Annotated in this window: 8 protein-coding genes and 1 pseudogene; 4 read left to right on the forward strand and 5 right to left on the reverse strand. The window is 70.1% G+C overall.

Going from position 1 to position 12,392, the window contains the following annotated elements:
* Together ACZ60E_RS32185 and ctaC are read right to left on the reverse strand one after the other, a co-directional pair.
* Positions 1-198 (reverse strand): annotated as a pseudogene (locus ACZ60E_RS32185) (aa3-type cytochrome oxidase subunit I); the annotation flags it as partial.
* Positions 195-1,154, reverse strand: a complete 960-nt coding sequence (ctaC, locus tag ACZ60E_RS32190; protein WP_469444991.1) for an aa3-type cytochrome oxidase subunit II — start codon at positions 1,152-1,154, stop codon at positions 195-197. The gene ctaC and the pseudogene ACZ60E_RS32185, both read right to left, overlap by 4 nt.
* Positions 1,155-1,883: 729 nt before the next feature.
* On the opposite strand from ctaC, the gene ACZ60E_RS32195 reads away from it, so the two are divergent.
* Positions 1,884-3,278 (forward strand): aminotransferase class V-fold PLP-dependent enzyme, encoded by a 1,395-nt coding sequence (locus tag ACZ60E_RS32195; protein ID WP_469444993.1) that lies wholly within the window; start codon positions 1,884-1,886, stop codon positions 3,276-3,278.
* 509 nt (positions 3,279-3,787) lie between these two features.
* On the opposite strand, the gene ACZ60E_RS32200 is transcribed toward ACZ60E_RS32195, so the two are convergent.
* Complete coding sequence (locus ACZ60E_RS32200) at positions 3,788-4,762, reverse strand: carbohydrate kinase family protein (RefSeq protein ID WP_453795551.1); 975 nt, start codon at positions 4,760-4,762, stop codon at positions 3,788-3,790.
* Positions 4,763-4,945: 183 nt separating this feature from the next.
* Between ACZ60E_RS32200 and ACZ60E_RS32205 the strand changes: the two genes are divergently transcribed.
* Both ACZ60E_RS32205 and ACZ60E_RS32210 read left to right on the forward strand, forming a co-directional pair.
* On the forward strand, positions 4,946-5,185 hold the full coding sequence (locus ACZ60E_RS32205; protein WP_453795552.1) for a hypothetical protein: 240 nt from the start codon (positions 4,946-4,948) through the stop codon (positions 5,183-5,185).
* Between the two features lie 205 nt (positions 5,186-5,390).
* On the forward strand, positions 5,391-6,959 hold the full coding sequence (locus tag ACZ60E_RS32210) for a hypothetical protein (protein WP_469444995.1): 1,569 nt from the start codon (positions 5,391-5,393) through the stop codon (positions 6,957-6,959).
* Positions 6,960-7,110: 151 nt separating this feature from the next.
* Here ACZ60E_RS32210 and ACZ60E_RS32215 read toward each other — a convergent pair whose 3' ends face one another.
* Entirely contained in the window at positions 7,111-7,467 is a 357-nt protein-coding gene (locus ACZ60E_RS32215; RefSeq protein ID WP_107018256.1) for a HesB/IscA family protein, read from the reverse strand.
* Positions 7,468-7,806: 339 nt separating this feature from the next.
* On the opposite strand from ACZ60E_RS32215, the gene nadA reads away from it, so the two are divergent.
* A complete protein-coding gene (gene nadA / locus ACZ60E_RS32220) occupies positions 7,807-8,991 on the forward strand; it encodes a quinolinate synthase NadA (RefSeq protein WP_384815467.1) in 1,185 nt (394 codons plus the stop codon).
* A 121-nt stretch (positions 8,992-9,112) separates the two neighbouring features.
* Here the strand turns inward: nadA and ACZ60E_RS32225 are convergent, their stop codons facing one another.
* Positions 9,113-12,211, reverse strand: coding sequence for an efflux RND transporter permease subunit (locus ACZ60E_RS32225; RefSeq protein WP_469444997.1), 3,099 nt, complete (start codon positions 12,209-12,211; stop codon positions 9,113-9,115).
* Positions 12,212-12,392 lie beyond the last annotated feature (181 nt).

The following is a 12,392-nucleotide window of genomic DNA, read 5'->3' on the forward strand; positions in this document are numbered from 1 at the left end:
CATCAGCAGCGCCATGACGCCACCGATGCAGAAGAACGCGAACGACGTGACCAGGTACATCGTGCCGATCGTCTTGTGGTCCGTGGTGGTCAGCCACTTGATCACGACGTTGCCGGGCTGCTTGCGCCGTACTGGCAGCTCGCTCTCGTACGAGTCTTCAGCCGCGGCGGCACCCTGAGGTTCATTGAGGATGCTCACAGGTTGTTCGTCTCCCGGTTCTTCTCGTGGTCCGTCTGCTCGATGCCGGCCGGGACGTAACCGGTCTGACCCTTCTCGGCGAGCTTCTTGAGGTGGTCCTCGTAACGCTCGGGAGAGACGACCTTCACGTTGAAGAGCATCCGGGAGTGGTCGACGCCGCAGAGTTCGGCGCACTTGCCCAGGAAGGTGCCCTCCTTGTTGGGAGTCACCTGGAAGGAGTTGGTGTGACCCGGGATGACGTCCTGCTTCATGAGGAACGGCACCACCCAGAAGGAGTGGATGACGTCACGCGAAGTGAGGACGAAGCGGACCGTCTTGCCCTTGGGGAGCCAGAGGGTCGGACCCGGGTTGTTCGTCTGCGGGTTCTCCGAGGCGGGCGTACCGACGTCGTAGACCCCGCCGGCGGCCGCCGGGAAGTCCTTCTTGAAGCGATCCGGGATCGCGTCGAGGTTCTTGTCGGTCTTCGCGTCACCGGACGAGCCGTCGACGTTCTCGATGTAGTTGAAGCCCCAGCTCCACTGGAAGCCGACGACGTTGACCGTGACGTCGGGCTTCTTGTCGAGGCTGAGGATCTTCGACTCGTCGCGGGCTGTGAAATAGAACAGCACCGAGACGATGATGAGGGGGACCACCGTGTACAACGCCTCGATCGGCATGTTGTACCGGGTCTGCGGGGGAACCTCGACCTTGGTGCGGCTGCGCCGGTGGAAGAACGCGCTCCACAGGATCAGGCCCCAGACCAGCACGCCCGTGGCGAGTGCTGCGGCCCACGAGCCCTGCCACAGGGAGAGGATCCGAGGAGCCTCTTCCGTGGTCGGGGTGGGCATACCAAGGCGGGGGAAGTCCTTGTATGTGCAACCGGTCGCGGTCGCCAGGACCAGACCCGCAGTCAGTGCCTGCAGCAGCTTCCGCCGCATCGGGCGCCGCGGCGAGCGGTCGGAGCCGTAGGGACTCACGTAGCGCCTTCCGAGAGTCTCGCCCGCGCGGTTGGCTGCGGCCTTCTCGCTGGTCGGTCGCCGCCCTGCGTCGGGCAGGGGTTTGGATGTTTATGCGGACCAAACCCTACTGGACGCTTTTTGGGGTCGCGCGGGGAGGGTCCCCAACGCGCCGCCACTCACCCCGAAGGGGTGGAATACGGGGCTCTGCGAGGCATGTGACGGGGCGTTCGGGTGTGCGAGCACCCCGGAACGCCACGGTCCGCCGACGACGGGGGTCGGGTGAGGGCCCCTGCCGGGGGGCGGGGCGGTTCGTCGACGGCTGCGGGTACGTCGCGGCCGGCCGCGCAGTTCCCCACGCCCCCTGCGGGGCGGGGCTGAGCCAATCGTTGACGGCTGCGGGTCCGTCGTGGCTGGCCGCGCAGTTCCCCGCGCCCCTTGCGGGGCGGGGCTGGGCCATTCGTTGATGGCTGCGGGTGCGTCGTTCCCCGCGCCCCTTGGGGAGGGGCTTCGCCCCGTCCCCGGTGTTTTTTTGGGGGCGCGGGGAACTGCGCAATCTTTTGCCTTCCGCCATTCAAGGCGCGGGGGGGGCTGGGGGCAGCAGCCCCACGGACCTTCCCCCTTAAGGGGCGCGGGGAACTGCGCGGGCGGCCCCCACCGGCCCGCAGGCGACCTAACCGGCCCCCATACCCCCGCTACCCCCGCTACCCCCGCTACCCCCGCCGAAGGCCACCGCATAGCGTGAGCGTCGTGTCCTACTTCGACGCCGCGTCGTCCGCACCCCTCCACCCCGTGGCCCGCAAGGCCCTGCACGCCGCCCTGGACGAGGGCTGGGCGGACCCCGCCCGCCTCTACCGCGAGGGCAGGCGCGCCAGGCTCCTCCTGGACGCCGCCCGCGAGGCCGCCGCCGAGGCGATCGGCTGCCGCCCGGACGAGCTGACGTTCACCACCTCCGGCACCCGCGCCGTACACGCGGGAATCACCGGCGCGCTCGCCGGACGGCACCGCGTCGGACACCACCTGATCGTGTCCGCCGTCGAACACTCTTCGGTACTCCATTCGGCGGAGTCACACCGCCGAACGGGCGGCACGGTGTCCGAAGTGCCCGTTCTGCGCACAGGCGCGGTCTCCCCCGACGCGTACGCGGACGCCCTGCGGCCCGACACCGCGCTCGCCTGCCTCCAGTCCGCCAACCACGAGGTGGGTACGCGCCAGCCGGTGGCCGCGGTCGCCGAAGCGTGCCGCGAAGCGGGCGTACCGCTCCTGGTGGACGCGGCGCAGTCGCTGGCCTGGGGGCCGGTCGAGGGCGGCTGGTCACTGCTGACGGGCAGCGCCCACAAGTGGGGCGGCCCCGCGGGCGTCGGCCTGCTCGCCGTACGCAAGGGGGTGCGGTACGCGGCTCAAGGCCCCGCCGACGAGCGGGAGTCGGGGCGCGCCCCGGGCTTCGAGAACATCCCGGCCGTGGTCGCCGCGGCGGCCTCCCTGCGGGCCGTACGCGCCGAGGCCGCCGCCGAGTCGGTCCGGCTGCGGGAGCTGACGGACCGGATCCGCGCGCGGGTGCCCGAACTGGTGCCGGACGTGGAGGTGGTGGGCGATCCGGTCACCCGGCTGCCCCATCTCCTCACCTTCTCCTGTCTCTATGTCGACGGAGAGACACTGCTGCACGAGCTGGATCGCGAGGGGTTCTCGGTGTCGTCGGGATCGTCCTGCACGAGCAGCACGCTGACGCCCAGCCATGTGCTGAAGGCGATGGGGGTGCTGAGCGAGGGCAATGTGCGGGTGTCGTTGCCGCTGGGCACTCCGGCGGAGGAGGTGGACCGCTTCCTGGCCGTCCTGCCCCGTACGGTCGCCGCGGTGCGCGAGAAGCTGGGCGCTCCCCCGGCGGGTGCCGTCGCGGTGTCGCCCACCGGGGCGCCGGACGCGCTCGTCGTGGACGCCCTCGGCAAGCGCTGCCCGATCCCCGTGATCGAACTCGCCAAGGTGATCACCCAGGTGCCCCTCGGCGGCACGGTCCGGGTCCTCTCGGACGACGAGGCGGCACGGCTGGACATTCCGGCGTGGTGCGAGATGCGGGGCCAGGAGTACGCGGGCGAGGAGCCGGCTCCTCGGGGTACGGCATACCTGGTCCGCAGGGTGACCCTCTAGCGCCGCCCCCGCCGTGCGGACGCCGCCGAGCTCGGGTGGCGCGGCGTCCGTCGGCGACTGCGGCCACGTAGTGGCTGGCCGCGCAGTTCCCCGCGCCCCTCGGGAAGGGGCTACGCCCCGTCCCGCCCCGCTCGGGGACGGGACGCCAAACAACGCATCGCTCACCCCCACCCCCCTAGGGGCGCGGGGAACGGCGCAGTCTTTGGCCTTGCTCCCCCTAGGGGCACGGGCAACTGCGCAATCTTTGGCCTTGCTCCCCCCTAGGGGCGCGGGGAACTGCGCAGTCTTTGGCCTTGCGTCGCTCAGGGCGCGGGGGTCAACGCCCGGTTCACCCACCACCCCCAGGGGCGCGGGGAACGGCGCAATCTTTTGCCTCACGCCCCACAGAGGCGCGGGGAGCAGCGCAGGGCCACCCCCTCCGTCCTCAGGGGCGCGGGGAACTGCGCGACCAGCCCCCGCGCGCCCGCGGACGAACAGCGCACCCGAGGCACTCGGACCCGCGCAGCGGGCTAAGCCAGGTGCGCCTGGACCTGCGCCGCCGCGTCATGCCCGTACGCCTTCGTGAAGCGGTCGAGGAAGTGTGAGCGCCGGAGCTGATACTCCTGCGTCCCCTTCGTCTCGATGACCAGCGTCGCCAGCATGCACCCGACCTGCGCAGCCCGCTCGTGCCCGACGCCCCACGTCAGCCCCGACAGGAATCCCGCCCGGAAGGCGTCCCCGACCCCGGTCGGGTCGACCTTCGCCGTCTCCTCCGGAACGCCGACCTCGATCGGGTCGGACCCGACGGCCTCGATGCGCACGCCGCGCGCACCCAGCGTCGTCACCCGGTGGCCGACCCGCGACAGGATCTCCGCGTCGCTCCAGCCGGTCTTGGACTCGATGAGCCCCTTCTCGTACTCGTTCGAGAAGAGGTACGTCGCCCCGTCGAGCAGCAGCCGGATCTCGTCGCCGTCCATCCGCGCGATCTGCTGGGAGAAGTCCGCGGCGAACGGGATCGAGCGCGTCCGGCACTCCTCGGTGTGCCGGAGCATCCCTTCGGGGTCGTCCGCGCCGATGAGGACGAGGTCGAGCCCGCCCACCCGGTCGGCGACCTTCTTGAGCTCGATGAGGCGGGCCTCGCTCATGGCACCCGTGTAGAAGGAGCCGATCTGGTTGTGGTCGGCGTCCGTGGTGCAGACGAAGCGCGCGGTGTGCAGCACCTCGGAGATCCGGACGGACTCGGTGTCGACGCCGTGCCGGTCCAGCCAGGCCCGGTACTCGTCGAAGTCGGAGCCCGCGGCCCCGACCAGGATGGGCGACGAGCCGAGCTGGCCCATGCCGAAGGCGATGTTCGCGCCCACGCCGCCCCGGCGTACGTCCAGATTGTCGACCAGGAAGGAGAGGGAGACCGTGTGCAGCTGATCCGCGACCAGTTGGTCGGCGAAGCGGCCGGGGAAGGTCATGAGGTGGTCGGTGGCGATGGAGCCCGAGACAGCGATACGCACGGCTAGGACACACTCCTGCGAGGAGGGGGATTGACAGTTCACGCTACCGGGTCGGCGTACGGCCGGCGGTGGGGTCCTGCTGGAGTTGTCGTCGGAGTCCGCTGGAGTCCTGAACTGCGAAGCAGGCAAAACTACCCGATAGTAGGGCTTTTTCATCCGGCTTCCGGTGCATACGGTTCCGTTATGACGAACCTCAAGATCCATGGTGGCGACGCCCCGCTCGGTCTCGAAGCCCTCGACACCGTCGAAGGCCGCGAAGGCGGTCTCGCGGAGCTGCGGGGCGACTGCGCGCGGATGGTCCCGCACTGGGAGGTCCCCGCCCGGATCACTGCCCGGCCGGTGTCCCCGGCACTCATCAACGGCGTGACCGTGCCACCGGCCTCCGCCCGCCTGCTGGACGGCATGTCCGACTACGGCAACTGATCACCAAGCGAAGGCGCGCGGGACGACGACGGCCCGCCGATCTCGAACCCGCTCCCCCTGAAGGGAACCGCACGCTCCCCCGCCGCGTCCCATCGCTGTCCCCCGTAAAGGGGAGGCAGGATACGACCCTGCTCTGCCCTGATCCGGCCCGGTCCGGTCAGGGGTGGGTCCCGTGGGACGACGGCGTGGCAGAAGGAGCAATGCGGTGGACACCGAGCGACCCGACAACGAAGCGGCCGGAGCCGCCGACGAGGACCAGCCGCGCCGACGGCGTTCGCCGGTGGCCGTCGCCTCGGTGGCGGCCGCCGTGCTCCTCGTCGGAGGCGGCGGGGCGTACTTCGCCGCCACCGCGACCGGCGGCTCCGGAGGGAAAGAAGGTTCCGGTGCGCCGCGCGGCGACGGGAACCCGCCGCTCCTGGCCCTCGACGGCTACACGGAGAGCGGTACGGGCAACGGCACCGCGGGCTCCGGCGGCACGGACGGCATCGCGCCCGGTGAGCCCGACCCGAACGGCGTGACCTACCGCGCCGAGGGCGAGCTGCCGGAGGGCCCCTCCTCCGCGGCCGTCTACCGGACGAAGGGCACGGTCACGGCCGCCGAGGTGGCGAAGCTGGCCGAGGCACTGGGGGTGGAGGGCACCCCGAAGGCGGAGGGCGACGCCTGGAAGGTCGGCGCGACGAAGGACGGCTTCGGGGCCGGTCTGCGGGTGAGCAAGCAGGCGCCCGGCACCTGGACGTTCAGCCGCTTCGCCCCCGGCACCGACAACTGCAAGGGCACGACCACCTGCGCCGACAGGAGCGGGGGCGCGGGCGGGAGCGAGAGTGCCAAGGGCGCCGACGTGGACCCGGTGAGCGCCGCCGCCGCGAAGAAGGCCGCGGCTCCGGTCCTGAAGGCGGTCGGCCAGGACGACGCGAAGCTCCACGCCGGCCAGCTGATGGACGCCGTGCGCGTGGTGAACGCGGAGCCGAAGGTGGGCGGCCTGCCGACCTACGGCTGGACGACCGGTGTGCAGATCGGCCCGGACGGCCAGGTGGTGGGCGGCAGCGGCCAGTTGAAGGCCCCGGCCAAGACGGACACGTACCCCGTCATCAGTGCGGAGAAGACGCTCGGCCTGCTGAACGGGTCCGGGACCGGTGACGGGCGCGTGGGGATCGGCGGCTGCGCCAGCCCCGTACCGCTGAAGGACCGGGACGAGACGCCCTGCGAGGCGTCTAGCACGGCGCCGAAGTCCGATCCGGTCGTCGTGGAGGACGCGGTGTTCGGTCTCGCCGCGCACTTCGTGGACGGCCGGCAGGCGCTGGTGCCGTCCTGGCTCTTCGAGGTACGGCCCCCGGGGACCGACGACAGCTTCACGGTCACCCACCCCGCGGTCGACCCGAAGTACCTGACGGCTCCGAAGCCGCCGGAGGTCGAGCCGAGTGGCAGCGCGACCGGGCGGCCGAGCCCGCGCACGAGCGAGCCCGGCGGCGGGACGAGCACGGCGCCCGAGACCCGGGACGTACGGGTCGAGGGCTACAGCGCGGACGGCAAGGAGCTGACCGTGCGCTTCACCGGCGGTGTGTGCAGCGACTATGCGGCCTCGGCGGACGAGAGCGGCGGCGAGGTGATGGTCGAGGTCACCGACAAGCCGGACAAGGACAAGGTCTGCATCCTGATCGCCAAGGTCTTCCACGAGAAGATCGACCTCGACAAGCCGCTCGGGGACCGCAAGGTGGTCGGCTCGGACGGCAAGGCCGTGCCCCAGGAGAAGGACCTGCCCGACCGGACCGGTTGACGGCCGGAGGGCCGGAGGGCCGGGCAGCACCGCGGCCCGTCGGTCCGTCGGTCCGTCGGTCCGTCGGTCCGGGAACGCGAAAGGCGGCGCCCCGTTGGAGGGGGCGCCGCCTTTCGCTGTCGCCATGGCTTACGGGGCCATGGCCGACCAACTAGCTGAACGAGTCGCCGCAGGCGCAGGAGCCCGTCGCGTTCGGGTTGTCGATCGTGAAGCCCTGCTTCTCGATGGTGTCCACGAAGTCGATGGAGGCACCGCCCAGGTACGGAGCGCTCATGCGGTCGGTGACGACCTTCACACCGCCGAAGTCCTTGACGACGTCGCCGTCGAGGGAGCGCTCGTCGAAGAAGAGCTGGTACCGCAGGCCGGAGCAGCCGCCGGGCTGGACGGCGACGCGCAGCGCCAGGTCGTCGCGGCCCTCCTGCTCCAGCAGGCCCTTGACCTTGGCCGCGGCGGCGTCCGACAGGAGGATGCCGTCGCTCACGGTGGTGGTCTCGTCCGATACGGACATCTGCTTCTCTCCCGGGTTGTACGGAGACTGCTTGCCGACGGTTTCAACCGGCGGGGCCGCGGATTCATTCCGGGCCGGGCGTCGAGTCTTTGTCTTCTCTCTTCATGCTCGCACACCCGCCCTGAAGCGGAAAACGACCTGTGGACAACCCCGGTGGGCAGGTGCCGGTGGTCCCGCGGCGCGCTCCACGGGATTCACGTCACATGGACGCTATGGGCATCGTCAACGTGACGTGAAGCGGTTATGATAGATAGCGTCATTTCGACGAAAAGACGTGTCCTGCTTGATCGCTCCAGTCGGACGGTCCAAGCGAGCCGCAGAACAGAAAGGGTGCGTGTCGTGACCACCGCCCAGACCCAGGAACTCGACGTACAGCCGACGCCCCTCGCCCTGCTGCTGCTCGGCCGCGAGGCCGACCCGCGGAGCGAGCGCGGCGTCGAGTGTCCCGGTGACCTGCCCTCGCCGTCCGACCCGAATCTGGTGGAGCGCGCCCGCGCCGCCAAGGAGAAGCTCGGCAGCAAGGTGTTCGTGCTCGGTCACCACTACCAGCGCGACGAGGTCATCCAGTTCGCGGATGTCACGGGCGACTCCTTCAAGCTCGCCAGGGACGCCGCCGCGCGCCCCGAGGCCGAGTACATCGTGTTCTGCGGTGTGCACTTCATGGCCGAGTCGGCGGACATCCTGACCTCCGACGACCAGAAGGTCGTCCTGCCCGACCTGGCCGCCGGGTGCTCGATGGCCGACATGGCCACCGCCGAGCAGGTCGCCGAGTGCTGGGACGTACTGACCGAGGCGGGGGTGGCCGAGCAGGTCGTACCCGTCTCGTACATGAACTCCTCCGCGGACATCAAGGCGTTCACGGGCAAGCACGGCGGCACGATCTGCACGTCGTCCAATGCCAAGAAGGCCCTGGAGTGGGCGTTCGAGCAGGGCGAGAAGGTGCTGTTCCTTCCCGACCAGCACCTGGGGCGCAACACCGCTGTGCGGGACATGGGGATGTCGCTCGACGACTGCGTCCTGTACAACCCGCACAAGCCGAACGGCGGTCTGACCGCCGAGCAGCTGCGGAACGCGAAGATGATCCTGTGGCGCGGCCACTGCTCGGTGCACGGCCGCTTCTCGGTGGAGTCGGTGGAGGACGTCCGCGCCCGGATACCCGGCGTGAACGTGCTCGTGCACCCCGAGTGCAAGCACGAGGTCGTGAGCGCCGCGGACTACGTGGGGTCCACGGAGTACATCATCAAGGCGCTGGAGGCGGCTCCGGCCGGCTCGAAGTGGGCCATCGGTACGGAGCTGAACCTCGTCCGCCGCCTGGCGAACCGGTTCGCGCCCGAGGGCAAGGAGGTCGTCTTCCTCGACAAGACGGTCTGCTTCTGCTCGACGATGAACCGGATCGATCTGCCGCACCTGGTCTGGACCCTGGAGTCCCTCGCCGAGGGCAACCTGGTGAACCGCATCGAGGTGGACCGGGAAACGGAGCAGTTCGCCAAGCTCGCGCTTGAACGGATGCTGGCGCTGCCGTAGCCGTTCGTCTGCGGCCCCGGTGGGGGCTGATCGCGCAGTTCCCCGCGCCCCTGAAAAGCAAAAGACTGCGCCGTTCCCCGCGCCCCTGAAAAGGGGCGCGGGGAACGGCGCAGTCGGTGACCTACACCCCCACGGCCTCCCGCTCGTCGGCAGCCGTCCGCTTCGCGGACTTCTTCGTCGCGCGGCGCTCCTTGCGGAGTTCGACCATCGCGTACAGCGTCGGCACCAGCAGCAGCGTGAGCAGCGTCGACGTGATCAGGCCGCCGATCACGACCACCGCGAGCGGCTGGGCGATGAAGCCGCCCTCTCCGGTGATGCCCAGGGCCATCGGCAGCAGGGCGAAGATGGTCGCCAGGGCGGTCATGAGGATCGGGCGGAGGCGGTGCCTGCCGCCCTCGATCACGGCCTCCACGACCCCGTACCCCTGCTTGCGGTACTGGTTGATCAGGTCGATCAGCACGATCGCGTTCGTCACGACGATGCCGATCAGCATCAGCATGCCGATCATCGAAGGCACGCCCATCGGGGTGCCGGTGACGACCAGCAGACCGATCGCGCCCGTCGCCGCGAACGGGATCGAGACGAGCAGGATCAGCGGCTGGATCAGTGACCGGAAGGTCGCGACCAGCAGCATGAACACGATCGCGATCGCCGCGAGCATCGCGAGGCCGAGGGACGCGAACGCGTCGTCCTGGTCCTCGGAGACTCCGCCGATGGAGGCCGTGGCCCCGGCCGGCAGCTTCAGCTTGTCGAGCTTCGTCGTCAGCTCGTTGCTGACCGCTCCGGTGTTGTCACCGGTCGGCTTGGCCGTGATGGTGGCCGCGCGCTGACCGTCGATACGGGTCATCGAGACCGGGCCGTCGACCAGCTGCACCGTCGCGATGTTGCCGAGCTTCACCGGGCCGAGCTTGAGGTTCTTCAGCTCGGACAGCGTCTCGGCGGGCTTCGCCGACTTGATGACGACGTCCCGCTCGGTGTCGTCGAGGATCGCCTTGCCGCTGGTGGTGCCGCGGACGGCCTGGCCGACGGCCGCGCCGAGCGTGGCGTCGTTGAAACCGGCGGCGGCGGCCTTGTCGTTGGCCTTGACCGAGATGCGCGGCACCGACTGGGCGAGGTCGCTGGTGACGTCGGTGACGTCGTCCAGCTCGGCGACCTCGTCGCGGACCTTCTCCGCCGCCTCGCGCAGCACCTCGCCGTCGGCGGACTTCACCACGACGCTCAGGTCCTGGCTGCCGAACCCGTCACCGGCGGCGACCGTCGTCGTACCGATCCCGGAGAGCTTGCCGAGCCCCTCCTCGATGCTGTCCTGGACGTCGTCGAAGGAGGCCGAGTCGGCGACCTTGACGGTGTACGAGGCCTGGTTGGTGTCCGTGCCCCCGCCGAACGCGGCCATGAAGCCGGAGGATCCGATCGTGACCTGGTAGTCCTCGACGCCCTTGACGTCGGCGAGCAGCTGCTCGACCTTCTTCGCCTGCGCGTCGGTCGCGGCCAGGCTGGTGCCGGGCTTCAGCTCCTGCTTGACGGTGAGGACTTCCTGGTCGCCCTGGTCGAAGAAGTTCGTCTTCAGCAGGGGCGTCATACCGAACGTGCCGATGAGTACGACCACCGCGATGGCCACACTGGTGAGGCGGCGGCGGGTGGCGAAGCGCAGCACGGGGACGTAGAAGCGCTGGAGGCGGCTGCGCTCCTCCTTCTCCTCGGCCTTGCGGCGGGCCTCCTCCGGGTCGGCCCCGCGCACGTCCTTGGGGGCGCGCAGGAACCAGTACGAGAGGACGGGGACGACCGTCAGCGAGACGAGCAGCGAGGCCAGCAGGGCCGCGGTGACCGTCAGGGAGAACGAGCCGAAGAGCTCGCCGACCATGCCGCCGGTCAGGCCGATGGGCAGGAAGACCGCGACCGTGGTGAGCGTCGAGGACGTGACCGCGCCCGCGACCTCGCGTACCGCCTTGAGGATCGCCTCCTGGCGCTCCTCGCCGTAGCCGAGGTGCCGCTTGATGTTCTCCAGGACCACGATCGAGTCGTCGACGACCCGGCCGATGGCGATGGTCAGGGCGCCCAGGGTGAGGATGTTGAGCGATTCGTCGCGGACCCAGAGCACGATCAGCGCGAGGACGACCGACATCGGGATGGAGACCGCGGTGACCAGCGTCGAGCGGACCGACGCCAGGAAGACGAGGATGACCAGGACCGCGAAGAGCAGTCCGAGCGCGCCCTCGGTGGTCAGGCCCTTGATGGACTTGGAGACGGCCGGGCCCTGGTCGCTGACGACCGTCAGGGTGGCGCCGGAGCCGAGGTCCTTGCGCAGGCCGGGCAGCTTGTCCTGGACCGCGTCGGAGACCGCGACCGCGCTGCCGTCGTGGTCCATGGTGACGGAGACGGCGAGGCTGGGCTTGCCGTCGGTGCGGGTGATGGACTCCGTCCTGGCGGGCTTCTCCTCGACGGTCGCGACGGTCGCCAGGCGTACGGGCTTCTTGCCGCCCTCGCCGGTGACCATCAGGTCCTCGATCTGCTGGAGCGAGGTGAAGCCGCCGCCGACCTGGACCGTGCGGTTGTTGCCGTCCTCGTCGAAGGAGCCGGCCGGTACGGTCGCGCCGCCCGCCTGCAGGGCCTGGCCGAGCGCGGCCGTGGTCAGCCCCGCCTTCGCCAGCTTCGCGTCGTCGGGCGTGACCGCGACCTCAAGGTCCCGTACGCCGTCGACCGTGACCTGGGCGACGCCGTCGATGTCCTTCAGCGCGGGGACGACCGTACGGTCCAGCTGGTCCGAGAGGGCCTGCTGGTCCTTGCCGGAGGTGACGGCGAGGACCACGGTCGGGATGTCGTCGGTCGAACCGGCGACCACCTGCGGGTCCACGTCGTCGGGGAGCTGGACGCGGGCGCGGTTCACGGCCTGCTGGACGTCGGCGACGATCCGGGCGGAGTCGTTGCCGTAGTCGAAGGAGGCCATGATCAGGGCGTTGCCCTCGCTGGCCGTGGAGGTGACGCCGGAGATCCCGTCGACCGCTTCGAGGTTGTCCTCGATGGGCTCGACGACCTGCTTCTCGACCACGTCGGGGGACGCGCCCTGGTACGGCGCCAGGACCGACACCATGGGCAGTTCGATGGTGGGCAGCAGCTGCTGCTTGAGTTGCGGTATCGCTATCGCCCCGAAGACGAGCGCGATGATCGACATCAGCCCGATGAGGGCGCGCTGGGCGAGGCTGAAGCGGGACAGCCAGGACATGGGTGACGGGTCTCTCTTCTGTTGCTTGAGGCTGTCGCCTCTGTGTCTGGAGGCTGTTGCCTGTGCGGGGAGCGGCGCGATGGGCTCATGTGAGCGTCCGCCTATCACTCTGAGCCATCGGTGGGGCCACTCCCCTCGCCCCCAGGTCCCGTTTCCTTATACGGCGCATACCGCGCCCGCA

This window comes from Streptomyces sp. NPDC102514, from assembly GCF_055584525.1.